Origin of the sequence: Paraburkholderia tagetis (assembly GCF_022213065.1) — a bacterium.
Lineage (GTDB): Bacteria > Pseudomonadota > Gammaproteobacteria > Burkholderiales > Burkholderiaceae > Paraburkholderia > Paraburkholderia tagetis.
In genome coordinates this window covers 1-26,714 of record NZ_JAKLJA010000002.1, presented here as the reverse complement: position 1 = coordinate 26,714, position 26,714 = coordinate 1, and the positions used below count along the sequence as shown (strand labels likewise).

General features: G+C 60.6%; 21 protein-coding genes and 1 pseudogene. 14 read left to right on the top strand and 8 right to left on the bottom strand.

Annotation, left to right across the window (positions count from 1 at the left end; genetic code table 11):
* Positions 1 to 559: 559 nt before the first annotated feature.
* Both L5014_RS38545 and L5014_RS03140 read left to right on the top strand, forming a co-directional pair.
* On the top strand, positions 560 to 2,230 hold the full coding sequence (locus L5014_RS38545) for a methyl-accepting chemotaxis protein (RefSeq protein WP_274389225.1): 1,671 nt from the start codon (positions 560 to 562) through the stop codon (positions 2,228 to 2,230).
* 188 nt (positions 2,231 to 2,418) lie between these two features.
* Positions 2,419 to 3,573 carry a patatin-like phospholipase family protein gene (locus tag L5014_RS03140; RefSeq protein ID WP_238462155.1) on the top strand — a complete coding sequence of 385 codons (1,155 nt, stop codon included), beginning with the start codon at positions 2,419 to 2,421 and terminating at the stop codon, positions 3,571 to 3,573.
* Between the two features lie 304 nt (positions 3,574 to 3,877).
* Here the strand turns inward: L5014_RS03140 and phnE are convergent, their stop codons facing one another.
* Positions 3,878 to 4,723: a phosphonate ABC transporter, permease protein PhnE gene (gene phnE, locus L5014_RS03135; RefSeq protein WP_238462487.1), complete on the bottom strand. Its 846-nt coding sequence runs from the start codon at positions 4,721 to 4,723 to the stop codon at positions 3,878 to 3,880.
* A gap of 246 nt (positions 4,724 to 4,969) precedes the next feature.
* Positions 4,970 to 5,620 carry an ArsR/SmtB family transcription factor gene (locus L5014_RS03130; RefSeq protein WP_238462154.1) on the bottom strand — a complete coding sequence of 217 codons (651 nt, stop codon included), beginning with the start codon at positions 5,618 to 5,620 and terminating at the stop codon, positions 4,970 to 4,972.
* A 106-nt stretch (positions 5,621 to 5,726) separates the two neighbouring features.
* Between L5014_RS03130 and L5014_RS03125 the strand changes: the two genes are divergently transcribed.
* From L5014_RS03125 to L5014_RS03110, 4 genes are all read left to right on the top strand, one after another.
* Positions 5,727 to 6,080: a DsrE/DsrF/TusD sulfur relay family protein gene (locus L5014_RS03125; protein ID WP_238462153.1), complete on the top strand. Its 354-nt coding sequence runs from the start codon at positions 5,727 to 5,729 to the stop codon at positions 6,078 to 6,080.
* A gap of 9 nt (positions 6,081 to 6,089) precedes the next feature.
* Complete coding sequence (locus L5014_RS03120) at positions 6,090 to 6,827, top strand: MBL fold metallo-hydrolase (RefSeq protein ID WP_238462152.1); 738 nt, start codon at positions 6,090 to 6,092, stop codon at positions 6,825 to 6,827.
* Between the two features lie 3 nt (positions 6,828 to 6,830).
* A complete protein-coding gene (locus tag L5014_RS03115; RefSeq protein ID WP_238462151.1) occupies positions 6,831 to 8,078 on the top strand; it encodes an MFS transporter in 1,248 nt (415 codons plus the stop codon).
* Positions 8,079 to 8,221: 143 nt separating this feature from the next.
* Positions 8,222 to 8,482, top strand: a complete 261-nt coding sequence (locus tag L5014_RS03110) for an SHOCT domain-containing protein (RefSeq protein ID WP_238462150.1) — start codon at positions 8,222 to 8,224, stop codon at positions 8,480 to 8,482.
* A gap of 142 nt (positions 8,483 to 8,624) precedes the next feature.
* Here the strand turns inward: L5014_RS03110 and L5014_RS03105 are convergent.
* Both L5014_RS03105 and senB read right to left on the bottom strand, forming a co-directional pair.
* Positions 8,625 to 9,407, bottom strand: a pseudogene (locus L5014_RS03105) (putative selenate ABC transporter substrate-binding protein); the annotation flags it as partial.
* 103 nt (positions 9,408 to 9,510) lie between these two features.
* The gene (gene senB, locus L5014_RS03100; protein WP_238462148.1) at positions 9,511 to 10,506 is read right to left on the bottom strand and encodes a selenoneine biosynthesis selenosugar synthase SenB; all 996 of its coding nucleotides are present in this window, start codon (positions 10,504 to 10,506) and stop codon (positions 9,511 to 9,513) included.
* Between senB and senA the strand changes: the two genes are divergently transcribed.
* The 3 genes from senA to L5014_RS03085 all read left to right on the top strand — a co-directional run bounded on the left by senA (position 10,505) and on the right by L5014_RS03085 (position 14,337).
* A complete protein-coding gene (senA, locus tag L5014_RS03095; RefSeq protein WP_238462147.1) occupies positions 10,505 to 11,701 on the top strand; it encodes a selenoneine synthase SenA in 1,197 nt (398 codons plus the stop codon). The genes senB and senA overlap by 2 nt on opposite strands.
* Positions 11,702 to 12,139: 438 nt before the next feature.
* Entirely contained in the window at positions 12,140 to 13,531 is a 1,392-nt protein-coding gene (locus tag L5014_RS03090; RefSeq protein ID WP_238462146.1) for a radical SAM protein, read from the top strand.
* Entirely contained in the window at positions 13,528 to 14,337 is an 810-nt protein-coding gene (locus tag L5014_RS03085) for a DUF547 domain-containing protein (RefSeq protein WP_238462145.1), read from the top strand. Before L5014_RS03090 ends, L5014_RS03085 begins: the two co-directional genes overlap by 4 nt.
* Positions 14,338 to 14,388: 51 nt before the next feature.
* Here L5014_RS03085 and L5014_RS03080 read toward each other — a convergent pair whose 3' ends face one another.
* Complete coding sequence (locus L5014_RS03080; RefSeq protein ID WP_183803061.1) at positions 14,389 to 14,679, bottom strand: DUF427 domain-containing protein; 291 nt, start codon at positions 14,677 to 14,679, stop codon at positions 14,389 to 14,391.
* 222 nt (positions 14,680 to 14,901) lie between these two features.
* Between L5014_RS03080 and L5014_RS03075 the strand changes: the two genes are divergently transcribed.
* Positions 14,902 to 17,334 (top strand): heavy metal translocating P-type ATPase, encoded by a 2,433-nt coding sequence (locus L5014_RS03075; RefSeq protein ID WP_238462486.1) that lies wholly within the window; start codon positions 14,902 to 14,904, stop codon positions 17,332 to 17,334.
* Positions 17,331 to 17,717 (top strand): Cu(I)-responsive transcriptional regulator, encoded by a 387-nt coding sequence (gene cueR / locus L5014_RS03070; RefSeq protein ID WP_238462144.1) that lies wholly within the window; start codon positions 17,331 to 17,333, stop codon positions 17,715 to 17,717. Before L5014_RS03075 ends, cueR begins: the two co-directional genes overlap by 4 nt.
* 340 nt (positions 17,718 to 18,057) lie before the next feature.
* On the opposite strand, the gene L5014_RS03065 is transcribed toward cueR, so the two are convergent.
* Both L5014_RS03065 and L5014_RS03060 read right to left on the bottom strand, forming a co-directional pair.
* Positions 18,058 to 18,549 (bottom strand): Mov34/MPN/PAD-1 family protein, encoded by a 492-nt coding sequence (locus L5014_RS03065; protein WP_238462143.1) that lies wholly within the window; start codon positions 18,547 to 18,549, stop codon positions 18,058 to 18,060.
* Positions 18,546 to 20,300 (bottom strand): ThiF family adenylyltransferase, encoded by a 1,755-nt coding sequence (locus L5014_RS03060; RefSeq protein WP_238462142.1) that lies wholly within the window; start codon positions 20,298 to 20,300, stop codon positions 18,546 to 18,548. The genes L5014_RS03065 and L5014_RS03060 overlap by 4 nt, the downstream gene beginning before the upstream one ends.
* Before the next feature lie 397 nt (positions 20,301 to 20,697).
* On the opposite strand from L5014_RS03060, the gene L5014_RS03055 reads away from it, so the two are divergent.
* Positions 20,698 to 21,546, top strand: coding sequence for a BrxR family transcriptional regulator (locus tag L5014_RS03055; protein WP_155836157.1), 849 nt, complete (start codon positions 20,698 to 20,700; stop codon positions 21,544 to 21,546).
* A gap of 49 nt (positions 21,547 to 21,595) precedes the next feature.
* On the opposite strand, the gene L5014_RS03050 is transcribed toward L5014_RS03055, so the two are convergent.
* Positions 21,596 to 22,099, bottom strand: coding sequence for a hypothetical protein (locus L5014_RS03050; RefSeq protein ID WP_238462141.1), 504 nt, complete (start codon positions 22,097 to 22,099; stop codon positions 21,596 to 21,598).
* 669 nt (positions 22,100 to 22,768) lie between these two features.
* On the opposite strand from L5014_RS03050, the gene L5014_RS03045 reads away from it, so the two are divergent.
* Together L5014_RS03045 and L5014_RS03040 are read left to right on the top strand one after the other, a co-directional pair.
* The gene (locus L5014_RS03045; RefSeq protein WP_238462140.1) at positions 22,769 to 24,457 is read left to right on the top strand and encodes a phage integrase family protein; all 1,689 of its coding nucleotides are present in this window, start codon (positions 22,769 to 22,771) and stop codon (positions 24,455 to 24,457) included.
* A 772-nt stretch (positions 24,458 to 25,229) separates the two neighbouring features.
* Entirely contained in the window at positions 25,230 to 25,823 is a 594-nt protein-coding gene (locus L5014_RS03040; protein WP_238462139.1) for a hypothetical protein, read from the top strand.
* Positions 25,824 to 26,714: the final 891 nt, after the last annotated feature.

Below are 26,714 nucleotides of genomic sequence, written 5' to 3'. Positions count from 1 at the left end.
GTCTGCGTCCGGGGCAAGAATAAATTGGCGCGGACACGACCGGCCAATTTTCGACGTAACGAGCGGTGTCTCGTTTACAGGAATCTCGGACCTGCACGCGACACGACATGGCTCGATCTCTCAACAGTCCGAACCGGACGTTTATCTGCGTGATCAGGCATCGCTTCTCTGGCTGCGTCCCGAGCACAAGGAGGCGCGGCGGATTGAAATTGCGCAAGCAAGGTGAACGGCCCCTCGCGAACATCCTAGGTGCGAGTTGGAGCATGCGGTTTCTACGGGAGCCATGAACCCCAACACGCCAGGGAAACGCATTCCAAGAAAGCGGAACAATGTCTGAAAAAGATCGGTGTAATGTCGATCAGTGTTCCCCGTCTAATCAAAGGATGCAATCAAGGGCATCCTCCATGCCGCCCCCCTCCGGCATGAGCTTCAGCCCGCTGCGAGTGTACCCAGCTCTAGCGGGTTCTTTTTTGAGGACGGACATCCGTCAAAATATGGAACGGATGCCGAGGCGCAAGTTCCGATGCGGGCCGAACAAGGCACTCATGGAGTCATTTGCATGAAAGTCGCTGACATGAAGATCAGTACTCGCCTGACACTCGGATTCGGACTGGTTTTGTTGCTGGTAGTGAGTCTGCTTACCATCGGCGTCGCGAACCTGAATCAAATTAACGGGATCAACGAAGAAATCGTCAACACAGAGTGGGTCAAGGCAGACTCTGCGCAGAGCATCAGTACCCTGATCCGCACGATCGCCTACAAGACGCTGGAACTGTTCGTCACGAGCGATCCCGACCGCGCGGCGCAAATCGATCAATCAATCCTAGCTGATGGAAAGTCAGTCATCGCGGCGCTGAAAACGTTCGATTCGCTCGCTTACACCCCCAAGGAGAAATCGCTGCTCGTAGCGATTAAGGCGTCGCATACCGCATACGAGACCTCCATCGGCCGGGTATCGAGTCTTCTAGCCGAAGGCCGCCGCGATGAAGCGATCCAAACGATGAACGAGAAAATGCTCCCGTTGCTCGAAGTTGTACAAAAGCAGGTCGACGCTCTGGTCGGTCTGCAGAGCGAACTGGGGCAGCAGCGCGCCGCCAAGGCCAGTGAGGACATTGCGCTGGCCCGCACGCTGATGCTCGTGCTGGGATCGGCAGCCGTACTGGTTGGCATGGGATTCGCGATATGGATATCGCGGGGTATCACCCGCCCGATCCATGACGCGATACGGGTAGCGCGCACGGTTGCCGATGGCGATCTCACGAGCGATATTGCGATAACAGCGCGCGACGAGACCGGGCAGCTTCTGCAGGCCCTCAAGGAAATGAACGAGGGACTTTCGACTATCGTCATTCAGGTACGGACGGGGGCCGATGCGATTGCCGTGGCATCGAGCCAGATGACGCAAGGCCACACTGACCTTTCGAAGCGTACCGAAGAGCAGGCTGCTTCGCTGCAGGAAACGGCCTCGAGCATGGAGGAGTTTACGACCACGGCGATTCAAAACGCGACGAATGCCAAGCAAGCGAGTCAATTGGCGGTCGCGGCAAGCGACACGGCCGTTTGCGGCGGCGAGGTTGTGCGGCAAGTCATCGAAACAATTCACGACGTTACCGAAAGCTCGAAGAAAATCATCGAGATCATCGGAGTGATCGAGGGCATCGCCTTTCAGACTAATATCCTCGCGCTCAACGCGGCAGTAGAAGCGGCGCGCGCCGGCGAACAGGGCCGAAGCTTTGCCGTGGTGGCGGGCGAGGTCAGGAGCCTTGCGCAGCGCAGCGCAGTCGCGGCCAAGGAAATCAACGGGCTCATCGAGGATTCGGTGAGCAAGGTCGAAAAAAGCTCGGCGCTCGTGAAAAAGGCCGGGCACACGATGGTGGAGATTGTGCAAGCCGTAAAAGGCGTGACGGACATCATGGGGGAGGTTGCGACGGCTTCCGCAGCACAAAGCGGCGATATCGAGCATATGAACAGTGCGGTGGCGCAGATGGACGCTGCCACACAACGGAACGCGTCGCTGGTAAAGGAGACAACTGCCGCTGCAACCTCATTGGAGGAACAGGGCAGGCTCCTGCGCGACGCAGTAGGGGCATTCCGGGTGTCGGCCCCGCAGTCTGCACGGCAAACGACGCAACCGGGGCGGCCCGCCAGGTCACTGGAAGAGACGCTCACGCCAGCCCGCGTGAGTGCGTTTGTTCCATTGGCTGCCAATCACGACTTTGGCGAAACATAGCGGGGACGTTGAGTGGTTGCTTCGGGAGCGGTAACTGACTTCGACGGAATTGAGCCATAGCGCGTCACCAAGCGGAAGGGGCTGTTTCACCAAGGTGCCCGGAGGGCATGGCTGAACGGGAGGCCGTGATGCCACGTGCTGCCGAGCCAACCTGAATGTGTCGCGTCACGAATCAAGGGAACACGGTCATGCGCAACGAGCTTAACGAGATCAAGTCGGCGGCCGAGCCGTCCACCCAACAGGCCGCGTTACCTGGGCAGGTAGTACTGGTTCTACAAGGCGGAGGCGCGCTAGGCAGCTACCAGGCGGGTGTCTATGAGGCGCTCCATGCGGCGGGCATTGAGCCGGACTGGGTCATCGGAACGTCGATCGGCGCGGTTAACGGTGCGATCATCGCCGGTAACCGGCCCGAAAACCGGTTGGTTCGGCTGCGCGAGTTCTGGAGCGGCGCAGCCCGCCGCGAGCCGTGGCCCGCTGTTACGCCCCATGCGGGCGCCGGTAACATCTTCCGCAATATGTGGACCGTGACGTACGGCCTTCCGGGGTTCTTCGAACCAAGGTTCACCGCGTGGTTTGGACCGTATACCCCGCTCGGTGCCGAATCGGCGTCATACTACTCGACGGCGCCTCTGGAAGGGGCGCTCGCCAAGTTGATCGACTTCCCGTATCTGAATGATCAGCACATGCGACTTTCCGTTGCGACTGTTGGCGTGCGCTCAGGAGAGATGCGCTACTTGTCCAATCGCGATACCAAACTCCGAATGCCACACGTTATGGCATCCGCCGCGCTGCCTCCGGCTTTTCCGGCAGTGCGCATCGACGGGGAAGCGTACTGGGATGGCGGCATTCATTCCAATACGCCCATCGAGGCGATATGGGACGATCATCCCAGGCGCGATGCTGTTGTCTTTTCGGTCCAACTCTGGCCGATGAGCGGCCCGGAGCCGGAAACCGTTTGGCAGGTGCTTGGCCGGCAAAAAGACATCCAGTACGCGAGTCGCACGGAGAGCCAACTCAAACGCCAACGTCAAATCCACCGCCTGCGCCATATCATTCGCGAGCTTGGCCGTTTGATGAACGAAGACGCGCGAGAGTCGCCTGAAGTCAAGAAACTGCTTGAGTGGGGGTGCGGTACTACGATGCACGTTCTCCAACTGAAGATGCCGCGCTTCGATGGCGACGATTATGCGAAGGACATCGACTTTAGCGCAGACGGCGTGCAGACTCGCTGGGACGCAGGTTATCGCGCGGCGCGTTCAGTGCTGGAAGCCGCTCCTTGGCGGCACCCGGTGGACCCAATCGAGGGTATCGCCGTTCACGAGGTTGCCGCTCCCACCGAGTGAGAGCACCGGTTCGCAGTTGGTTTCACTCTGCCGGCTTCGGCTTAGCTCTTTGTAACCGAATGCGGCAAGGACACGGCCGTCGGCCATAAACCTGTTCGCATGTGTAAACAAGTTAAACTGCGTCATGACTCGCTGCGACCGATGCGATGAGCGCTACACTGCCTTCGTTCCTCATGCCTGTTCAATCATCCTGTTGCGTCGGCATTAGCGAAATTCGCCAGACTACGGAGTCCAGTCGAGTTCCGCCTGTCTAGGGGCTCAGAAGCCCAGCGTCGCCCAAAGGCAACTTTGGCATCGTTCAAATCTATCCTGCGCTTCTGTGTCGCGCGATCGCGCTGGTCGCGTCGACACAGGCGGCCAGCACAAGCATCGCGAAGATGACCGTGCACGCCTGCGGCAGATGGAAGAGCGAGAGCTCGTAATACAGCATCTGCCCGAGTCCGCCGGCGCCGACGAAGCCCAGGATCGCCGCCATGCGGATGTTTGATTCCCAGCGGTACATGATGTATGCGACGAACTGCGGCCGAACGCAGGGCAGCGTCCCGTACACGAAGGCCAGCGCAGACGAGGTCCCAGCTTCAGCCAGTGCGCGCGCCGGTGCGTCCGGCGCATTCTCGAGCGCCTCCGCGAACAGCCGGCCCAGCACGCCGGCCGTGTGGAGCGCGAGGGCAAGCGTGCCGGCGAACGGCCCGAGACCGGCCGCGAGCACGGTGACGGTCGCCCACACGAGCTCGGGAATCGAGCGCAGCAGGTTTAACAGGAATCGCGACACCGCGCGCAGCGCAGCGCCGTACAGGCCGGAAGCCGGCAACGCGAGGACAAAGCCCAGCGCTGCCGCACATAGCGTGCCGATGGTGGAGACCGCCAAGGTTTCGAGCATGCTGCTGGCCGTTTTCGCGAGGAAACCGCGCGACAGCTCGGGCGGAAAGAACGACAGGAGGAAATGCAGCATTTGGCTGGCCGCGTCGTGGCCGAAGAGCTGGCCGAGACGCTTGCGCGCGCGATCGCTGTGCATGTAGATGTACAGCCGCTCATAGAAACGGCGCGGCAGGTGCAATACGCCCTTGACGCCGCCCTTCGTGTCGATACCCGTACCTGGCCCGCAGGCGAGCCGGATGTCGTCACCGTGAAACTCTGCAGGCTCGCGCATCACGTGTTTCGCGCGCACGGTCAGTACGGTCTGGATGCGAGCGCCTGTCAACAGCGCGAAAGGCGCGCGAGATGTCCAGTTCCCCGTTGCGCTGCGCGCCGCGCACCTTGAGGCCGGCGAATGGATTCGCGAGGACGTAGCGCTGCTCGTGTTAGCGATAGGGATGCACGGACTTTCCTTTCCCTGATCCATCGACCCCCGTCTTCATCCCAAACGACGCTCGTGGGTATTGCCTCGCACCAGGACCTAGCCGGCTTTTACGCCCCATTCGGCTACGCCTTCGCGAAAATGCAGCGCCGTAAATCCCTGTGACTGCAGGAGTGCGACCGCGTCAGCCGACATAAGACAGAATGGGCCCCGGCAGTACGCCACCACGGGCTTGTCCTCGGGCAATTCAGCCAACCGCGCGCGCAATTCGGCAAGCGGCATCGAGCGCGCAAACGGCAGATGCGCCTGCTCGAATTCAGCAACTGGGCGCACATCGATCACAACGACTTCTCCCTTGCGCGCTTTGCGGAGCAACTCGTTGCGGTTCTCGCTACGCCATTCGTGACTCGAGGCCGACATTTGTCGCAACGCGTCCTGCAGTTCAAAGAGGCGGTCTTCGGCCAGCATGCGTAACAGCACCCAGAAGCGCGGCACCTCCGCGCTCGCAACGCTGTAGATGATGTGTTTGCCTTGCCGCTCGGTGTCGACCAGACGCGCGGCACGCAGCTCCTTGAGATGGGCGCTCGCGAGCTTGACGCTGATGCTGGCTTCCCGGGCTAGCGTTTCCACTGGCTTGGGTGCCTGGCACAGCAACTCGATCAGTTCCAGACGCTTCGGGCTGGAAACCGCCTTGCCGATGCGGGCGACCTGCTCAAACAGGGCGTTCTTGATTTCTCGGTGTGTACTCATGGCGCAAGCATGACACGTGATAAGCGACTCGGAAGCCGCGTGCTTGACTGGGAACTGCGATGGAAATATTCTAACATTCATTGGAATGTTGGGTGGATTCCTGATCATGAAAACATTGTTTATCTTTAATGGGGCCCCGTATGGCGACGAGCGCACCTACAACGGACTGCGACTCGCGGGCACGCTGGCAAAACGCGAGCACCACGAATTGCGAGTGTTTCTGCTGGGCGATGCGGTCGCGGCCGCAAAGGCCGGGCAGACCGTGCCGCAAGGCTTTTACAACCTGCAACTCATGCTCGGCAGGGTGACGCGAGCCACCTCAAGCGCTTTGCATGTCTGTGGCACCTGCATGGATGCCCGGGGCATCAAGGCTGACGAACTCGTTGAAGGCGCCCAGCGTGGCACGTTGGACGAACTGGCAGACTGGTCCGAATGGGCGGACAAGGTGCTGGTTTTCTGAGGAGGCGCGATGTTCTTCAAGCAGCGAACGAATGAGGATGCGTCCATTTCGTACTTCTTTGGCTGCGGCGGTCTCGGCAAGGGTGTCGCCGTCGACGTGTTGAGCGGTGACGAAGCGTGGTTCATGGAGGAGGCGAGCAGAGCCGGCATCACCATTACCCACGTAATCGACACCCACGTTCACGCGGATCATCGTTCGGGCGGGCTCGCGCTGGCGCAAGCCGCACACGCAGCGTACTGTTTGCACGAATCGAATGAGGGCCGGGTGAACTACGCTTTCGAGCGGCTGCGCGACGGGCAGACGCTCGATATCGGTAACGTAAAGATCCAGGTGCTGCACACGCCGGGCCACACTCCGGACAGCATCTGCCTGCTGGTGACGGACCATCGTCGCGGCGACGCGCCGTGGTTCGTCATCACTGGCGATACGTTGTTTGTCGGCGCCGTGGGCCGCCCCGATCTCGGCGGACACGAGCGGGAAATGGCCAGCCGGTTATATGACAGTCTGCACGCAAGGCTCCTCACGCTCCCCGACGCGCTCGAAATTTTTCCCGCCCACCAGGCCGGCAGTGTCTGTGGCGCCGGCTTGTCAGGCAAGCCATGTTCGACGTTGGGCTTCGAGAAACGCTGGAATCCGGCGTTGTCGATGACGCGGGAAGCCTTTGTCGACCACGTGACCGGGAGCATTCCACCCCGCCCCGCAGGCATGGACGCGATCATGCGCTTTAATCTGGGTCGGGCGGGCTGAGCCGTGCATACAACTACCATTCGTCTCGGCCTGCGCGAGAACCTCCCACAGTTCTCGCTGCTGGTGCTCGTCAATGCATTTGTCGGCGCCACGGTAGGTCTTGAGCGCAGCATCCTTCCCGCCATCGCTGAGCAGGATTTCCACATTGCAGCGAAGACGGCGATCCTGTCGTTCATCGTAGTGTTCGGTCTCACCAAGGCACTGACCAACTATTTCGCGGGTCGCTTCTCCGATCGCTTCGGTCGCAAGCTGATCCTGGTGGCGGGATGGGTCGTGGCGATCCCGGTGCCGCTGGTGCTGATGTGGGCATCTGCCTGGCACTGGATCGTCTGGGCCAACGTGTTGCTGGGGGTGAGCCAGGGCTTGACCTGGTCCACGACGGTCATCATGAAGATCGATCTGGTCGGTCCCAGGCAGCGCGGACTGGCGATGGGTCTAAACGAATTTTCAGGGTACGCGGCGGTTGCAGCGAGCGCACTCGCAACCGGTTGGCTTGCGGCTCGCTTTGGACTCAGGCCGCAGCCGTTTTATCTGGGCGTTGTCTATGTGGCCGCGGGGCTGCTGCTGTCCGCGTTGCTGGTGCGTGAAACCCGGCATCACGTGGCGCACGAGCTGCGCGCTCACCACGGGGCGGAGAACGACGGGGTCCTGACGCCGAGCGAAATCTTTCGTAGGACGTCCTTCACCGATCACAATCTGTCGAGCGTCAGCCAGGCGGGACTGGTCAATAACCTCAACGACGGCATGGCGTGGGGCTTGTTTCCTCTGGTATTTGCGGCCGCAGGCATGACGTTAAAGCAGATCGGCACACTCGCTGCGATCTACCCAGCCATCTGGGGCGTAACGCAGATCTTTGCCGGAGCACTATCCGACCGAATCGGCCGCAAGTGGTTGATCGTGTCCGGAATGTGGGTGCAGGCGGTGGGTCTCGCGATCACCGCCATGACGACCCATTTCGCGGCCTTTTCGTTCGCGGCGGTGTTGCTCGGCATCGGCACAGCGATGGTCTATCCGACCTTGCTCGCGGCGATTGGCGATGTCGCATACCCGAGCTGGCGCGCGTCTGCAGTCGGCGTCTACCGACTATGGCGCGACTTGGGTTATGCGATCGGCGCACTCGTGGCGGGCATCACTGCCGACCGGTTCGGTCTTGCAGCCGCCGTCTGGCTGGTCGCGGGACTCACTTTTCTGTCCGGCGTGATCGCTGCAGTGCGGATGAATGAAACCTTATCGAGAGGCAAAAAAGCATGAGGCCCATTCCGCTCACCCATCCGCAAGCGCTGCGTGATGTTCGCAGGGAAGGGAATTACCATCGTCGACGTCCGATCCTAGAAAGAGTTCGCGGCGGATCACGTCGAGTGCCCCATTAACGTCCCGCTTTAGGGGAGAACGAAATGATGTGGAACTGGAATGGATTTGGCGGGTGGGGTATGGGCTTTGGCTTCCTCTTCATGATCCTGGTCTGGGCGTTAGTCATTCTCGGCATCGTGACGTTGGTCCGCTGGCTGACGTGGGAATCGCGGGCCCGTCGCGAACAGAACGGACGCGTGCCACCGCGCGACAAAACACCGCTTGAGATCGTGCAGGAACGCTATGCACGCGGCGAAATCAACCGCGAAGAATACGAGCAGAAGAAACGGGACTTGGGATCGTGAAAGCAGCTCTATCGATCTTTCTTGACTCCGACGCCACGACACCCGCGGCGCCTCAAGTCGATCCGACCATCGATTTCACAATCCAATCAGCAGCTTAGACCGAGATGCGGCGGATTTTTTGCGATTACCCTCAACGGGACGTCATGATCTCGCGCTGCTCGGGATTGTTCGGGTCGAGGCGGAGAAAGGCGTCGGTCAGCGTCTTGCGCAACGCCGGATCGAGCCCGCCGCGCACCGTCCAGTTGTAGTCGTAATAGGGCGGCGTCACGGCAAACACGCGGACCTTGGCGGGATCCACCTTGTGCCGCTCGACCAGCTTGTCCCAGACCGATGCATTGAGCACGCCGGCGTCGGCGCGGCCGGACTGGACGAACGCGGCTGTCGCATCGTGCGCGCCCGAGAAGGCGACCGTCTTGAAGTCCTTGTCCGGATCGATGCCGGCCTGCAGCAGGAAGTAACGCGGCATCAGGTGACCGGACGTCGAGGACGGCGCGCCGAACACGAACGTGTGGCCCCTGAGGTCGGTCAGCGACTTGATCTTCGGGTCGGCGGTGATGAACTTGCTGGTGAACGTCGCATCTTCCTGACGCTGGACGATCGGGATCGTCACACCGTTCGTCCGGATCTTGCTCTGGATGTAGGTGAAACCGCCCAGCCAGGCCATGTCGATCTTGCCGGTCGCCAGCGACTCGACGACGGCCGCATAGTCCGTGACGGGCACGAACTCCACCTTCATCCCGGTTTCCTTTTCCAAGTATTTGCCGAGCGGCGCGAACTTGCGCTGCAGCTCCGTCGGCGCCTCGTCGGGGATGGCGGAGACCCTCAGCACGCCTTGCTCCGCCCGAGCAGACGGGGGACAGGCCAGGCCAAGCAGTGCGACCGCGGAGAAGCGCTTCAGGATACGCGGGATGGAGATCGGGAGCATGTCTGGTCGTGGTAGTGGCAGTGTCGGAAGCTGGATGTGTGAGGGCGAGGACAGCGAGCCGGATTCTTGCGCGGTCTGGCTGGTCTACGGCTTAGCCTCCCGGTCAGGCCGATTGCAAAGCTTCGGCCACAAGTTTAGTCACTCCCGCGTGCTCTCGTGCCGGAGCGAACAGTGGCGCGCGGGCCCCGCACTGCTGCCGCAGCTGCACGAGGAAACTGGCATCGCGGCTCGCGCGCTCCAGCATAAGCGCCAGCTGCTCGGCGTCGCCTGGTGGAAAGTAGCCGTCGTAGTCGCGGCCGAGCATGCCCACGTTGCCGGGGATGCGGCTGGCCAGCACCGGCACGCCGCTGGTCACGGCCTCGATGATCACGTTGGCTCCACCTTCCATCACGCTCGAAATGACCATCACCTGCGACTGTCCGATACGCCGCCGCGTCTCGCCATGCGGCAGGTTCTCCAGCCACACGTAGCGCCGCACACTGGGCCACGCTCGCGCCCGCAGGGCCTGCGCCGCGCGCAGATATGCATCGTCGAGCGCGCTGCCGATGTGGGTCAGGCACACGCGCGAATCGACCGGGAGCAGGGAGAGGGCGCGCATCGGCGTCAGCGGATCCTTCTCGGCGCGCATGTGGCCGACCAACACGACATCGAAGGTGTCGCGATGCGCCGCGGCCGAACGGCACGCGGGCGCGGACTGGTAGAGCACACGGCACTTGGCGCGATGCGCGGCGGACAACTCGTCCGGCCCCTCATCCTGCAGCACGACCAGATGCGTGGCGAGATCGAGCGAGCGTTGGGCGGACGCATCAGTGAGAATGTCGCGGTAGAGATCGGTGCCCGTCAGGACGACCACCAGCGGGCGTTCCGGGCAGGTTTCGGCGAACCGCGCGATCGATTCGGCGGAGCGTCGCGCGTGCAGCGCGATCAAGCACGCGGGGAGAGTGTCGCCGCAGCTGTCCGCATGCCATTCGGCGGCCAGCGTCACCTCGTAGTCTGCGCGCAGGAACCGGGACCAGCGATGGGCGGTTTGCCAGTTGCCGTTGTTGGCTTTCCGCAGTGCCGGACTGATAATCGCAACGGTTGCCTTGGGAGGACGCATGACGATCTGGTCTGAGGGAGTGGCAGCGAGAAGCATAAATAAGTTTGCGCTGGTTGAGGCATTTTCCGACTCGCACCGGCGCACCTGGGACATTCTTCGCGATCTGTCGCCGTCCCGATGGCAGGTCCGCTACGATCCGGGGATCAACCCGCCCCTGTGGGAGTATGCCCATATCGCATGGTTCACGGAGCATTGGGTGTTGCGCGAACCGCGCCCCGACGCGAGCGGCCGGCTGACGGCCTCGCGGCCGTCGATGCTGGCAGATGCCGATCGCTTCTTCGATTCCATGCGCGTGGCGCACAAGGATCGCTGGCATCTTCCGTTGCCGACGCTTGCCGGTGTGCGCGACTACGTCGACGCGGTGCTGGAGCGTGTGCTTGCCGCGATTAACGCCTCGGACGGCACCGACCAGGCGCTCTATTTTTTCCGGCTCGCGTTATTCCACGAAGACATGCACGCGGAGGCGCTGACCTATATGCGCCAGACGCTCGATTACGCGCTGCATGCGCCGATCGACATGCCTGCGATCCAGCCGGGCGCTGAAGTGACTGTAGCCGGGGATGATGCGTTTCCGATGGGATCGCCTGCGGACGGCGGATTCGTCTTTGACAATGAAAAATGGCTGCATCCGGTCAGTGTGCCACCGTTCCGGATCGATCCCGCATGTGTCAGCAATGCGGCGTTTGTGGAATTCGTCGCCGACGACGGTTACCGCAACCCGCAATGGTGGTCCGATGCCGGCCTCGCGTGGCTGCGGCAGAGCGGGCTCACGCATCCGGCGCGCTGGCGCACGGCGAACGGCAGCCCGAGCCAATGGGAACTGCGCTGGTTCGGCCAATGGGCGCCGCTGCCGCTCGACCGACCGGTGTGCCACGTCAACGCGCACGAAGCGGAAGCCTATTGCCGTTGGACCGGCAAGCGCTTGCCGACGGAAGCGGAATGGGAGTTTGCGGCCAACCATGACCTGATCCGCTGGGGCGGATCAGTGTGGGAATGGACGGCCGATGCTTTCGAACCCTATGCGGGATTCTCGGTCGATCCGTATCAGGAATATTCGGCGCCGTGGTTCAGCACGCATCGATCGGTGCGTGGCGGTTCGTTCGCCACACGTGGACGGATGCAGCATCCTCGGTACCGGAATTTCTACGTGCCGCACCGCAACGACATCTTTGTCGGATTTCGTTGCTGTGCATGAATGCGCAGCCTACCTTGAATCACGGCTCAAGGCGGCGAGCGCCAACGCCATCATTTGACGCGAGCATGCAACGAGTCGCGCAAAACCAGCCTGGAGAAATGACAGAACGCAGTGGCGAGGCGTATCGATGTGTGAGCAACGCCCACACGGAAAAATCGGTGTAATGCGCATCGGCGTGGTTCGTCTAATAAAGGGATGGCGATCGGGCATCCTCCATGCCGTACTGCTTCGGCATGAACTTCATGCCCGCTGCGAGTGCACCCTGCTCGAGCGGGCTCTTTTTCGCCCGATCAGGAGTAGCTCAGAAGGTACACGATTGCTGTCCGATGAACATGCAAACGCCAACAGGCGGTCGACGACGAACCGGGGTCACGACGGCTCACGTCTGCGACACTTCGGGTGCCATGTCTAGCTCACCCGTTCCAGGTCATAACGACGATGCGCTATCTGTCGAGTAAGGAAGTCCGTTCCCGTCGCATTGAGAGTTGGCCGTTCTCGCCGCTGGACGCGTTCGATCGTGCCCGAACGATACTTCGTGATCTCGGACTGGCGAACGCCAACCAGCAAATGGGGCAACGGTGGCCGATAGGCTGTGTCGCACTTGAGATAACGCAGCGGTGCAATCTTGACTGCACCTTGTGCTACCTGTCGGAAAACTCCGAGGCGGTCAAAGACATACCCCTCGACGAATTGTTTCTCCGCATTGACTCCATCTTCAAATCGTACGGTCCGAATACGGATGTTCAAGTCACTGGAGGCGAGCCAACCTTGCGTGACCGGAAGGAATTGCTTGCTATCGTGCGCAGAATCCGATCATTGGGAATGCGTGCCACCCTGATGACCAATGGAATTCGCGTTTCACGCAAGCTGCTGGAACAATTGGCCGAGTCCGGACTCGCGGACGTTGCCTTCCACGTCGATACGACCCAGCAACGACGCGGCTATGCAACGGAAGCGGCATTGAACATCTTGCGCGAGCGCTATGTGAACATGGTCGCCGGTTTGCCCCTGTCCGTGATGTTCAACACGACTGTCCACGACGGCAATTTCGACGAGATTCCGTCCGTCGTCTCGTTCTTCCGTTCCCGTGCAAGCGACATCCGCACGGTTTCCTTCCAGTTGCAAGCGGACATTGGCCGGGGCGTGCAACGCGCACGCGGCCTTGTGATTACCCCAGACACGGTGGCTGCGCAGATCGAGAAGGGAGCGGGGACGCCAATCACTTTTTCTGCATCGCTGATCGGACACCCGTCCTGCAGCCGCTACGGGATGTGCCTCGCCGCAAACGGAAATCTGCACGACGGTTTCGATGACCCAGCATTTGTGGCCACAATGCAGTCAGCTACGGCTGCGCTCGCGTTCGATCGGACCCAACCCACGGCAACTGCACGTCGCCTCCTTGTCTGGTTAGTGCGTCACCCTGCACTGTGGACGCGGGTGCTGTCCTGGGTCGCGAGAAAGGGCTGGAAAATGCGAAACGATATCCTGGCGGGCGGCGCGCACGTGCGTACACTCTCCTTTATCATCCACAATTTTATGGATGCAGCTCAACTGGAGGAGGACAGGATTAGCGCGTGTACGTTCAAGGTTGCCACCAGCGAAGGTCCGGTTTCGATGTGTCTTCACAACGCAAGACGCGACGCGTTTATCCTGAAGCCCGTCAGGATTTATCGCGCGGGATCGCCTTCGTACTGGAATCCAACGTCCGGGACCGAGACGACGGAATTTGTCGAACCAGTTGAGCCCAGTCAGGTCGGGGTCGTTCAGAAAGGACGTCGGAAAAGGCGCACCAATGAGCGTAGCGCACGGAAATCGTACGCGCCGACATGAAGAATCCCCACGCACCACTTCGTATGCCGATTACCCGACGACGTCTGCTCGCTGCGCTTTGCTGTTTCCCGGCATGGAGCTGGGGGGGAGAAGTTCCACGGCGAAACGCAGTGGAGGCGACAGCTCACTGGGCGCACGTACTTCGCAAATATGTGAACGATCGCGGACAGGTCAATTTCTGTGGCCTCTCCGAGGATGCGGGCGATCTGAATACTTACGTCGGCTACATCGGAAGCGTTAGCCCGCGCAACACGCCGGCCGAATTTGCGAGCCGCGACGAGAGGTTGGCCTACTACATCAATTCCTATAATGCGCTGTCCATGTTGAACGTCATTATGTCAGGAATGCCAAATGAACTCGGCCTGCTTATGCGTGTGTGGTTCTTCGGTGGCCGACGCTTCAAGATTGGCGGCGAATCAATGTCGCTCTATACCTACGAAAACAGTGTGATTCGCGCGATGGGCGATGAGCGTGTGCACTTTGCGCTGAATTGCATGTCCGTGGGTTGCCCGCGCCTGCCGACGCAGCCGTTCTCAGGCAATGAGCTGGACCGGCAACTCGACGACGCCGCTCGCTATTTTTTCAGCGAGCCACGGAACTTGCAGATTGACTTGGCGAGTCGAACGGTCCGGGTGTCATCGATTCTGAAGTTCTACACCGATGACTTCCTAAAGCGCAGCGCGACGCTGATCGCGTACATCAATCGTTATATGCCGACGAAGATGCCGGAGAACTTACGGGTTGAATTCATACCGTATGACTGGACCGTCAACGCGCAGGATCGCCGTTGCTTGGATCATGGCTGAACCGGAAGCACCGTTATTGCCTGTCTGCCCAGGCATTCGGCACACATACGACTACTGTTGCACTTCGACGCCGTTCCAGAACGCAACGTAACCGGCAATGCTTTTCGCCAATGTACGCGGGTTTTCGTAGTACCACGCAGCGTCAAGGTTTGTCCTGCCGTCCACGACGATGTCGTAATAGCTGGCCTGACCCTTCCAAAAGCATGTCGTCACCTTGGTACTTGACCGAAAGTACTGGGCGCGAAGCGCATCAGGCGGGAAATAGACGTTTCCCTCAATCAATTTGACCGCATTATCCGGCGCTTCGGCGATTACGGCTCCATTCCATATGGCTCGAATCATGGCTGCTCCTATTCATTCCCCTTGTTAGACGCGTGATGCCGCAGTGGTTTACACAGGACCTCTTCATTCAGTACACACGGCCTCGTGAGGGCGGAGCAACAATGTGCTTGACCTTACCATGACTGGAAGGTTCAGACTTCAAGTCATCACCCAGAAGGAGATGGCATCGTGAGCAATCATTCCACCGTCCAGCCGGCGGCGCTCGAAACGGCAAACAATTGGATGCTAGACATCGACGGCATGACGTGTGCATCGTGCGTGACTCGCGTGGAAAGCGCGCTGGCCAGCGTACCGGGCGTGCGAAACGTGAGTGTGAGCCTGGCAACCGAATCGGCTACCGTGGAGGCCGTGCCAGACGTGCGTCCGGCAGCGCTTGCCGCTGCAGTCGCCAAGGCCGGATATCAGGTGCATGAAACCGAGATCGAACTCGTCATCGAGGGCATGACTTGTGCATCGTGCGCCTCGCGCCTCGAAAAAGCGCTCGATCATGTGCCCGGCGTCCTGGCATCGAACATCAACCTGGCGACGGAGCGGGCATCTGTGCGGTTGCTTATGGGCGTAGCTGAGCCGCAGCAGTTGACCGCCGCGGTCGAGCGCGCGGGCTATCGAGCGCGCATGCCTGAGGCTGGTAAGGCGACGACACTGACCCGGTCGAGCGCTTGGAAGGACGCATGGCCCGTCGTCGTCGCGGCACTCTTGTCCACGCCGCTTCTTGTGCCGATGATTGCGGCACCGCTAGGCGTTCATTCGATGTTGCCCGTGTGGCTGCAGTGGCTGCTTGCCACCCCTGTCCAATTCTGGCTGGGCGCCCGCTTTTATCGTGCTGGATGGAAGGCCATCAAGGCTGGCACTGCCAATATGGATGTACTCGTGGCGCTTGGAACCAGCGCGGCTTATGGGCTTAGCGTTTATCTGTGGCTTGCGCGCGGGTCGGACCACATGCCCGATCTCTACTTCGACGCGGCCGCTGTCGTCATCACGTTGATTCTGCTCGGCAAGTGGCTCGAAGCACGGGCTAAGCGTCATACTGCCGACGCGATCCGCGCGCTGGAAAAACTGCGACCGGATACGGCCCGCATTGTGCGCGACGGCATAGAACGCGACGTCGCTGTATCGGATGTACATGTCGGTGACCTTGTATCGGTTCGACCGGGCGAGCGCGTGCCGGTTGACGGTGTGATTGCAGCGGGTGCAAGCCAGCTCGACGAATCGATGCTCACGGGCGAGAGTCTGCCAGTAGCAAAAGAAGAGGGCGATCCGGTGATTGGCGGCTCGATCAATGGCGACGGACTGTTGCGCATCACGACGACGGCTATTGGCGCGGAGACGGCGTTGTCGCGGATCATTCGCCTTGTTGAACACGCACAGGCCGCGAAAGCACCTATCCAGCGACTCGTCGATAAAGTTGCGGCCGTGTTTGTCCCTGCGGTTCTTCTCGTCGCACTCTTGACATTCATCGGATGGTGGATCGCGCGAGGAGACGTCGAGAATGCAATCATTATCGCCGTCACCGTCCTCGTTGTTGCATGTCCATGTTCACTCGGACTCGCGACACCAACGGCCATTATGGCTGGGACAGGCTTGGGCGCGCAGCACGGCATCCTGATCAAGGACGCGGAGGCGTTGGAGATCGCGCACCGCATCACTACGGTGGCATTCGACAAGACGGGTACGCTTACCGAAGGCAGACCGAATCTGGTGGCGCAGGTACCCGCATCGGACCTCGAGAGCGACGAACTGCTGCGACTGGCTGCGAGCGCGCAGGCCGGTAGTTCGCATCCTCTCGCGCTCGCAGTGACACAGGAGGCGCAGAGGCGAAATGTCCACCTGTTGGCGACCGACGCGGTGCGGACGCTCGCCGGACGGGGGATGGCTGCGACGGTACAGCGCAACGGCGCTATGCTCGACTTGCGCTTGGGCAGCACGCGACTGATGGATGAGGCTGGGGTCGACGTGTCTTCGTTGCTGGCGCAAGCGAATCAGTTGGAGCGCGACGGGCGCACGGTGTCCTGGCTTGCCGATGTGAGCGGTAAAAAGAGGTTGCTCGGGCTATTGGCCTTCGGGGACCGGGTCAAGCCTGGTGCGCGTGAAGCGATACAGCAATTGCATGCCCTTGGCATCCGTACCGTGATGGTCACGGGTGACAACGTCGGGAGCGCTCAGGCGGTGGCAAAGGAGCTCGGAATCGACCACGTGGTAGCGAAGGTGCTGCCCGAAAATAAGGCAGAGACAATCGCGGCGCTCAAGAACAGTGGCGCGGTAGTCGCAATGGTCGGCGACGGCGTCAACGATGCCCCAGCTTTGGCCGCGGCCGATGTGGGTATCGCGATGTCCACGGGCACTGACGTGGCAATGCATGCGGCCGGCATCACGCTGATGCGGGGTGACTTGGCCCTGGTGGCGGATGCGATCGACCTCTCAAGACAAACGTGGAGCAAGATTCGGCAGAATTTGTTCTGGGCGTTCGCGTACAACGTTGTCGGCATTGCCCTCTCGGCGCTCGGGTTCCTCAATCCTGTGATCGCTGGCGCAGCGATGGCGGCAAGTAGTGTCAGCGTGGTCAGCAATGCGTTGCTGCTCAAACGTTGGCGGCCGGTCCGGCGGATACCGACTCATCGTGCACGGTCATCGGAAGTTGTCGGAGTACGAGCATGAATATCGGAGAGGCAGCCAAAGCTTCGGGCGTCTCGGCCAAGATGATCCGCTACTACGAGAGTATTGAGCTGATGCGCTCCCCGGGACGCACGGAAAGCGGATATCGCATCTACGCGCAGGAGGATGTCTACATCTTGCGGTTCATCCGCCACGCACGGCATCTCGGTTTTTCGGTCGAGCAAATTCGGCAACTCCTCGCATTGTGGCTAGACCGCGACCGGGCCAGTTCAGCGGTCAAAGCTATCGCATTGCAGCATATTGATGAACTCGATCTGCGAATCGCAGAACTGTGTACGATGCGCGATACGTTGATGCACTTGGCCGAACATTGTGCGGGAAATCAGCGCCCGGATTGCCCGATTTTGGACGAGCTCGGTGAATGAGTATCTTCGGATGTCAGTGACGTGCCCTAAAGGGTATATGGCGAACAACTGCGCCGAGCGTCACGTGTGCCTCATTTCAGGATATGTGCCTGTACGAAGGCTCGCAGAGCAGCGTCAGAACCGCAGCATGTGCAAGCTTCGCAATTCTCAGTGATCGCGGTCGCCCGTACTGCGCTTCGATCTCGGCCTCCCTTCTCCTGAATATTTCCAGCCGCTCGTCGTTAACGTCATTTCCGTTATGTTTGAGAGCCCGGTTGCAGACGCCGAGATTGTGCGCGGCATCGTCTTCGCGCGGGCGGTCGAGCGTTCCTGGCACCTTCGCGAGGCCGCCTGCCGCTCGTCAAACGTCCTCATGGCCGAAGGGCCGCAGCTCGAGCACGTCAATACTGATGGAAAGCCCAACCATTCGATCGCCGGAATATCGATGAACTTGCCACGTCCAGCGTTCGACCCCGCCGGCGCCGATCATCATTATTGGACGTGCAACTGCTGAGTCCCGGTGCCGGGCGATTCCTCTCAGCGTACGCTTGTCCAGCCAGCTCATATGCGGGCTACCGTCCGGATGTGTGTGCCAGTCACCGAGGTACACAGTCTGCCCGGACGACATCTCGAAGATTTCGTCGAGTTTGCGACACTGCCAGTCATGGTCAGGGTGGAATCGCTGGCGTATGTGCTGAGCGTTCGGACCTGGTCCAATAAGGTGCTGGACGACGGGGTCACCATTACCAGCGATGTATCCCGCGAGCACTCCGCCGGTTTCGAGCGGATATGCTCGCCGAGCCTCACCAAGCATCTCGTCGAACGCAATCGAATCGATCCACATTCTCGTCATGCCTGCCCGCTGCAATCCGGACAATCTTGTCTTGCGGCCAAAACATGAGTTGTCCATTCGGGGGCAATTGAAAGGCCATCACGCTGGAGATCGGCAACTGCGACATCCCATGCAAAGTCCGGATAACCCGCATCCTCGCCTGAACAAAGCGTCGCCGCCGCGAGACGCGCTGCCTGATTGGCAATAACGTCACTGTCGATCCCCGCGCCGATAAATGTCGGCTGCGAGCATCCACCAGGTTGGACCTCGTCAGTGCCGGCATCTGCCGGCAAATGGATCGAACCATCTGCAAGACCGCGTTGAAAGCAGTGCCAGCAACCTCTATTCTTCGACGGCTGTACACGTCCAACAACCCCACCAGCAGCTCCGTGGGTTGTCGTCAACCACAGATACGGCTTGCCATGCTCTCGTGCAAGATCAGCGAGAAAGTGACTGACGCGGTAGCTCGCAGCAGCATCGATGACGATATCGGACTCGATGATCAGGCGCTCAAGAATCTCGTACTGTGACGGTTGGTCTGCAGGCGGATTGGGCAACGCACCGATTCGCAGGTGGCTGAACGACTGGACGATCGTGTACGGATAGTTGGCGGCAATATCCGACGCGAGCGCGGTTCCTTTTTGAAAGCCAGCATACTGCCAGCCCAACGCCCATCTCACCGTATTACCCACGTGCAGATTGTCGTCATCGAGCAGACAAAGGCCACGGATACCCGCGCGCGCCAACTGCATAACCACTGTAGAACCGAGGCTGCCCAAGCCGACCACCAAAGCCGTCTTCGTCCTCAGCGGTGCCAAGAACGGCGCCCTGCGAAGCCAGGCTTTCTCGCCGCCCCAATTGGCGCGCACGATTTGCGGGAGAATTTCTGCTGGCCTGGAGCGCTTCGTCTCACGGACAACTTGTATCGCGAGGAATACCCAGTCGTCAGCATTGTTTCGCCACGACACCTCGTCGGGGTAGAGCAACCCAACAATGAAGACTTCACCCCGCTTCGCGTTTTGAATGGCCTTCGTTAGCGGTGCAAGCCTCCCATCGACAAGCTTATAGAGATCTATCGCAGAGCTCTCGAACGTGGTTACGGCCGGCCTTTCGTTAAGCCGTAGCCAGAATCCGTTCGTACTACGATCGAATGAAGGGATGCGCCGGTTGAAGCGGACAAGGGACTTTCCCTGCAGGTCGGCGATTGATTCGACGATCCCGTTGACGAAGCATTGTCCCGGCCACCCTGCTGGTGTAGGTCGTAGCAACAGGCTAAGCCGTCCCGCAGGCACTTCTACAGGCGGCGTTTCGTCTGGAACGATAACCGAGCATTCCGGTACATATGGCAAGAACGAGGAAAGCGGTTCGCCCGCATGGTCTTCCGCTTGTGCGACTGCATCCGGCTCCATGCAGCCACTGTTGACCCCCAGTATTGCAGGCAGTTGCTCTCTTATTAGCGTTGCAAGCGAATCGTGCCCGGGGCGCCAGTCTTCTCCCTCGCGTGCCAGCAAACAAAGATTTCGGCCCAACGGATGCTGATGGCGCTGAAACTGGACCGAATCAGTCGTCACCATGGGTACAAAGTAAGGGTAAGTATCGGGGTAGACGGCTGTAAGTGCCAGAACGCCACCTTCGTGCGGAACGTCGACACGCACCACCATCTGGCCCGCATCCATGGCGGCCTGGTCTATGGACCAGGCGTAGCCAAGAGCCTCCAGCGCCGCCTTCTCCTTACTAAGTTCGTCGGGATAGCGCTCCCACCACGTACTCATGATTAGCCCACCGGACGATGACCGGGAGGCTTCGGTGCACCGGAGCCGGGGTTCGGGCGGCCGCCGGGCCCGCCCGGCGGGGAGGGGGGCGGAGGCTGATGGCCATGCTCGCCTTTGTCGTGAAGCTTGTGGTCATGTTGCTGGCCGTGCTCACGCGAGCGTTCGTGGTCATTCTCGCCGCGGGGACCATGTTGGTCGTGTTCACTCATAGTCGTTGTTCCCTAAAAAGTTCATCCAGCGTCAACTTTTCCGGCGCCGACCGATCGCCCATGCGATCGATAGGGACATTCTACCGACGCGCCCTCAAAATGCAAATACTTTTTACGACTGTCATAAAATATATGACATCGTAATATTGATTCTCACCTACAATGGAGGGGAAATAGGAGTAGACAACATGAACCTGCCAAGGGACATACAGCGCGAGCGGCTGTATTACATAGAGTTTCTTGCCCTCTTTTCAGGACAGGTAAGCCGAAAAGATCTGACTTCCAGGTTTGGAATCAGTGAGCCTGCTGCGACTAAGGATCTGTCGCTTTATGGTGAACTGGCTCCCTCCATGCTGAGATATGACTTGCGTCGGAAGTGCTATGTGTTTGATGGGGGGCAACCGTACTTCGAGCACAATGTCGAGCAGGCATTGCACGCGCTGGCCGGAGACGGCGCCGTTGACTACGATCCGTCAAGGACGAAGCGAATTCCGGGCTGGGTGAACTCAAGCATCAAACGCCAGGTCCCACTTGAGCTCGCGGCGGCCCTCACCCGTGCAATCGACCAACGGCAGTGGGTGGTCGCCGAGTATTCGTCGCTGTCGACGGGCGCACGATCCCGAAGGCTTTCACCGTTGGCCCTCGTAAATGACGGACTACGCTGGCACATACGGTGTTTTGAACATGAACGAAAGGAGTTCCGTGATTTTGCGCTGACGCGATTTGAGCGCGTTAAGGCGGACGGCGAATCAGCCGTAACCTTGTCCGAAGATCGGGAATGGAACAACGAGATATCGCTGAGACTGACACCGCATCCCAAAGCAGCCCACCCCGAGACGATCTGCACGGACTATGACATGCGCGGCGGCGCAAAGACCGTGCAACTTCGAGCTTGCCTCGTGGGTTACTTCCTGCGTCACTGGCACGTCGATTACACGGCTGACGCCTCGGGCAACCCCCGTGCGCAGCAGCTTTTCCTCTCAAACCGGGACGAGGTACGTCAAGCCGGCGTTCCCGAGTGGGCTTTGGACGTGTAGTCTGGCTCGGCCTCGAATTTTCTGAACTAGTCGCTCGTTTTTTTGAGCGTCAATGCTTGGAACTGGTCGCCGCGGATTCATCGAGCAGCACAAGCAGGCGGAGAGGCATGCGTGCGAAATAGCGGAGCAGCTCACGCCCGTCATAGGCCAACCCGTAAGCCGACGCGCGCTGGAAGATCGCCTTCTTGCGCGTGGCGAGCGTCTCGCGGATATCCGATGGACCCGGCGTGCTCACTGCGCAGTGAGCAAGGTGCTCTGTCATGACCGCGTCGCGATACACGCGAGCGACGAGCGTCAAGGTCCTCTCGATGATTCGCCCGACTGCCGCTCCCTCAAGGCAACGCAGCACATCGAGCGGACCGTCACAGCAGACATCACCGTCTCGCCGCGCGAATTCGACTTCCTCCGTCATTCCTTTCCTGGCCAGCTGGGCCGAAATCCAATCGAAGGCGGAGGCTCCGTCTGAGGGGCGCATGTGGACCGGTACGGTGTTGGCTTTGCCGAATGCGTTCACGCGTGCGTAAGCCTCAACGTCCGTGAGCAGCCTGTTCATGCCTCCCAAGGCATGACCGACTGTCGGTTCGGCGCATTCAACCTGACCGCTGCGACTCCTTCGCTGACGGCCGAATACGCCTTCCAGCCGCATTCGCGCTTCTAGCGGGACTTCAACATGGCGTACCTGGTCGGTGCTCTAACTCTCCGCGTCCCCGATTGGCAAGCCGAACTGGCAGTCGGTCATGTAGGCAACCGGCGCGTTGACGGTTCGCGCGTGGGGTTCTCGGGAGGCTTCGAATTGCATGGTTTTTCTGGAGGAGGGTGCGCGGCCGGGCATGACCGTGCCTAAATTGTTGGCGCCGCAATTGCTGAGCGTGGGCCGCGCAGGGTACTCCGGAACGGATTACAGCTTGCGCCCGCAAACGCAGTCCATAGTCCGTCGAGAGCCCGAAACTGGCGCAAATGATCGTCACGAGGGGTGCTTGGCGGCTTTGCCCTCCAAGGTTGTGGGTTATAGATGGCGACGACCGGCGAGGCGCGCGCCAGAGTCCCAAGTTTGTAGGCCATGCAGGCCAGCACGGGTGGCGCCGGCTCTTGCCGGAGAGAGGCTGGTCGCGCGCCGGATGAATAAGCACATGAGCGAAAGGCAATTGACAGGACATATATCGATATGGACAGATAAACTTTATTATCGGTCCATGATCAAAATGTCTCTAAACTGGCGATCATGAAAACGCGTGAGACTCTTCCCGTCAACGAGACAAAACCCGACTTCCCGGACGAAGCCGAGCTCGCGGCACTGCGCGGCTGGTACGCCGGCCTGGACGCGCGGTCAGCCGTTTCCCGTTATCTCGGCGACCGCCGGGCTGTCGGGGCATCGTCGCGCGGTATCCTCGGTGGGATTCGCCGGCGGCTCATCGCGTACGCGCAGGACCGGCATCGCGCAGACCTGGCGGCCGCATTCGTCGATCGCCCATCGAACGCGGCGGGGGACAGCGTGGCCCGCGCGATCGAGACGCTCCGCAACCTGCCCGCACCGGTGCCCCTGATCACCGACGCGGTCGACCTGTGGCTGCCACCCCGCATCGTCGAGGCGCTCGACGCGCACGGTATTCGGACACTCGCGGACCTGACCGTGCGGATTCCGCGGCGGCGTCGTTGGTGGTCCGCGATCGCCGGACTCGGTGTTGCTAGCGCGCGCCGCATCGAGGCGTTCTTCGCCGCGTATCCTGCGCTGACCGAACGCGCGCGGGCATTGATCGTCTCAGCACCGTCCGGCAGCATCGTGCCGTGGGAACAGCTGCGCGTGCCGCATGAGGTCGACGGTTCGCGCGGCCAGTTCCGCGCGCCGCGAACCGCCTGCCTGCTGAACGCGTCCAACGACTACGAGGCGATCCAGTCCTGGCTGTCGCTGCACGAGTCGTTTGCCACGCAGCGCGCGTACAGAAAAGAGGCGGAACGCCTGGTCCTGTGGGCGATTGCCGAACGCGGCCGCGCGCTGTCGTCGCTCACGACCGATGACGCTATCGCGTACCGGGGATTTCTGCGGCGGCCAACGCCACGGGAGCGTTGGGTCGGGCCATCGCGGCCGCGGCACAGTGTCGAATGGCGGCCGTTCACCGGCGCGCTGTCTGCCCGATCGGCGGCGTACGCACTGAACGTCCTGTCGGCGCTGTTTCGCTGGCTGGTCGAGCAGCGCTACGTACTTGCGAATCCGTTCGCCGGCGTGAAGCTCAAGAGCCACGCGCCACACGCGGGACTGGACGTGTCCCGTGGTTTCTCCGAAGGCGAGTGGCTGCTGATCCGCACCGTTGCCGACGGCCTCGAATGGTCGTACGGCTGGAGTGTGCCAGCCGCCCAACGCGTGCGGTTTCTGCTGGACTTCGGCTATGCGACGGGCCTGCGCGCGAGCGAACTGGTCGGCGCGACGCTCGCCGACATTCGTCGGGACGAACACGGCGATCACTGGCTGCACGTGCTTGGCAAGGGCGGCAAGCACGGCAAGGTGGCGCTGCCACCGCTTGCCCGGACGGCACTCGACCAGAATCTCGTGCAGCGAGGCCTGCCGGTCACGCCCGCACGCTGGAACCCGGCGACCCCGCTCGTCGCAAGCCTCGACGAGGAAGGCGTGCACATCGAAAGCACGCGGCTCTGGCGCGTGCTGAGGCGATTCTTCGTGCTGGTGGCCGATGCGATTCAGGACGAGCGGCCCGGGACGGCCGAGAAGCTGCGCCGGGCGAGCCCGCACTGGATGCGGCATACGCACGCGTCGCATGCACTGGCGCGAGGCGCCGAGTTGGTCATGGTGCGCGACAACCTGCGCCATGCGTCGATCTCGACGACGTCGACCTATCTGCATAGCGACGAAGTGCAGCGAGCCCGGCAGTTCGATCAGGCGTTTGCCGCACGGAGTTGAGTAGAAGGCGGTTTATATCGATTTGCGGGTAAAAGCGATATTTTTCATAATCCAGTGGCATATGATAGAAAATTGCCAACCTCGTTCAGCCCCGAGAAATGGAATCTGTGGCTGTCAGTCGTGCGTGGATATCCGATCAAGCATTCACAATGGCACTGGGTGAGCTTTTCGACGGAGGCTGGCCGCCCTCAACTCGGCCCTGCCTGCAGTTCGCGGACGGCTCCCTGTTTGTCAAATTTTTCGATTTCCCCTGAAATTCGAGCCCGGCAGGAAATCAGCCACCGTAAAGACGGCGGATTGCGTAGCGTAGTCATCCCGCCAGCGTACGGTCACCCTTGAACGAGGGTACCGGGCGACAGCTACCTAATAGCGATTGCGACCGGCATAGTCACGCGCATTGAGAATGCGTCAAATCGTCGGGGCGTTCGTACTGTCCGAGGGCGAATCGTCTTCCGCACACACGTGCGCGCGGGCTGATCTCCCGGCGCCACGGGCAGGGGCGAAAGTAGCGGGTAGACAGGCGAATGGCGCACTGGTCCGGTATCCGGCGATCGACGATCAGCACGCCGACCTCGACCTCGGGGACCAAGCTATAGGGGGAGGCGGTGGCGTGGGCAGCCACGCGTAGTTCCCTCTGGCCATCTGGAGATCGGGCGCGAGCCGTTGCTGGTGTAACCGGTCGGGGTCTATGATTTGTCTTACCGACCAGTCTTCGCTGCAAAGTTGGGCGATCTTCGCGCGCTAGGTCGGGATCGACGTGGCGAGGTTGCCCGTGACGCCGGGCGCCGTGACAACTTTCACGACGTCTTGTCGATTGGAGCCGGGAATTTTCTTCATCTTCAACAGCCGGTTTGTGGCCGGCCAAATCCGGCGAGATGGCGTTTTTGCCAATATTTGGGCAGTTTCGCGGATCGAGGCAATCATGAAGAGTCTAAGCCAAATCATTGACGACGGTCGACGTCGCGAGGAAGCGACACACCGAGAGATTATGGCTGCAGGTGAATGGCTCACGGCCGAGCAGATTAATGCGCGTCAGAGTGCGCCTCCTGTTGACAGGAAGCAACCGGCTAGTGACTGGCAGAAAAGTCGCCGGATATTCAGCGTGATCTTCGACGACAAGGAATACTTCGCGGGCTACCAGTTCGATACCATGTGCCAGCCATTGCCGATCATTCGAGACCTTCTTGCTGTGTTTGACCCTCGATATGACTCGTGGACGATCGCAGCCTGGTTTCATTTCCCGAACGGATGGATCGCCGGGACGCGTGGCCATGAAGACGAGCCGATGGCTCCGATGGACGCACTTGACCGCCCAGATGATGTCATCACTGCGGTTCAGTTCATGCACGGTGGCTACGTTGCATGAGGGTTCGGATCAGCGCCGAGTTGCCGGTCCGCAGCCTAAACGGGGTTTGACTGATCAAGTCATCTATTCGTGTTGGCAAGCTGCCGCTCGATTACGCGGAACGCTGGCAATCTAATTGATGAGTTGCTATATGCGAGAGCGTGGCAGGGCCGGAATCGGAAAGAGTTCAATGTCGAACCTAGTCTGTCGATAACTTGACAGTTGCTGGACTTGCCCCGCGATGCAACCTGTTTGACATCCGTCCTTGTAGCCATGAGCCGTCGGTACGGGAAGTGCAGACCCACCCTCAATCTACGCGACCTGATGCCGTGCGGCACGAAGCGTCAGGCCTGAATGGAAGTATGGAAGCAGGCGTGTTCATGCCGACAGGGTACGGCATAACCGTGTAGCGCTGCCCGGTCGAACTCACGCATCGGCACGCATATCAACCACGTCGAACAATGGAGCGGCATACGAGAATAGGGCGCTGGCATCGGCGCCCTGCGCCGCGCGAGCGTTGGCAACATGGGCCAACGTGATGACCCGCGAGCCAGTCCGACACGTTCATCGAACACGCGGTCAAACGTCATGGCACCGATAAGTTTCGCTTCCTCGGCTCGAGACGATTACCACCACCGATGGGCGGGGGCGGACCTGAGCCCGTTGCCTTTCGAATCAGCAATCTCCATTTTCTGGCGATTTTGCTGGCGAAACGTGCTTGGCCGCCGCGACGCCCGCGACCTTATTTCCCGCACGGCAGGACAACGGAAGCTCGGCATGGTCGATCTTGGTGCGTATTCCACGACACCCGAGCGCGGATTCCACGCGTAGCCGAGCAGGTTTTCCACGAACACGCGAGCGCTCGTTCCACACGGAAGCGAGCACTTAAGCAGTGACGCGGGTGGTCAGTTT

Bases quoted from the DNA above. Each gene is read 5' to 3' on its own strand.
- L5014_RS03130 (WP_238462154.1), bottom strand. From the start codon at position 5,620: ATGAGTACACACCGAGAAATCAAGAACGCCCTGTTTGAGCAGGTCGCC.
- L5014_RS03085 (WP_238462145.1), top strand. From the start codon at position 13,528: ATGAAGAATCCCCACGCACCACTTCGTATGCCGATTACCCGACGACGT.
- senA (WP_238462147.1), top strand. From the start codon at position 10,505: ATGACGATCTGGTCTGAGGGAGTGGCAGCGAGAAGCATAAATAAGTTT.
- L5014_RS03075 (WP_238462486.1), top strand. From the start codon at position 14,902: ATGCTAGACATCGACGGCATGACGTGTGCATCGTGCGTGACTCGCGTG.
- L5014_RS03045 (WP_238462140.1), top strand. From the start codon at position 22,769: ATGAAAACGCGTGAGACTCTTCCCGTCAACGAGACAAAACCCGACTTC.
- L5014_RS03125 (WP_238462153.1), top strand. From the start codon at position 5,727: ATGAAAACATTGTTTATCTTTAATGGGGCCCCGTATGGCGACGAGCGC.
- L5014_RS03140 (WP_238462155.1), top strand. From the start codon at position 2,419: ATGCGCAACGAGCTTAACGAGATCAAGTCGGCGGCCGAGCCGTCCACC.
- L5014_RS03080 (WP_183803061.1), bottom strand. From the start codon at position 14,679: ATGATTCGAGCCATATGGAATGGAGCCGTAATCGCCGAAGCGCCGGAT.
- L5014_RS03060 (WP_238462142.1), bottom strand. From the start codon at position 20,300: ATGAGTACGTGGTGGGAGCGCTATCCCGACGAACTTAGTAAGGAGAAG.
- L5014_RS03110 (WP_238462150.1), top strand. From the start codon at position 8,222: ATGATGTGGAACTGGAATGGATTTGGCGGGTGGGGTATGGGCTTTGGC.
- L5014_RS03065 (WP_238462143.1), bottom strand. From the start codon at position 18,549: ATGACGAGAATGTGGATCGATTCGATTGCGTTCGACGAGATGCTTGGT.
- phnE (WP_238462487.1), bottom strand. From the start codon at position 4,723: ATGCGCGAGCCTGCAGAGTTTCACGGTGACGACATCCGGCTCGCCTGC.
- L5014_RS03050 (WP_238462141.1), bottom strand. From the start codon at position 22,099: ATGAACAGGCTGCTCACGGACGTTGAGGCTTACGCACGCGTGAACGCA.
- L5014_RS38545 (WP_274389225.1), top strand. From the start codon at position 560: ATGAAAGTCGCTGACATGAAGATCAGTACTCGCCTGACACTCGGATTC.
- L5014_RS03055 (WP_155836157.1), top strand. From the start codon at position 20,698: ATGAACCTGCCAAGGGACATACAGCGCGAGCGGCTGTATTACATAGAG.
- senB (WP_238462148.1), bottom strand. From the start codon at position 10,506: ATGCGTCCTCCCAAGGCAACCGTTGCGATTATCAGTCCGGCACTGCGG.
- cueR (WP_238462144.1), top strand. From the start codon at position 17,331: ATGAATATCGGAGAGGCAGCCAAAGCTTCGGGCGTCTCGGCCAAGATG.
- L5014_RS03120 (WP_238462152.1), top strand. From the start codon at position 6,090: ATGTTCTTCAAGCAGCGAACGAATGAGGATGCGTCCATTTCGTACTTC.
- L5014_RS03090 (WP_238462146.1), top strand. From the start codon at position 12,140: ATGCGCTATCTGTCGAGTAAGGAAGTCCGTTCCCGTCGCATTGAGAGT.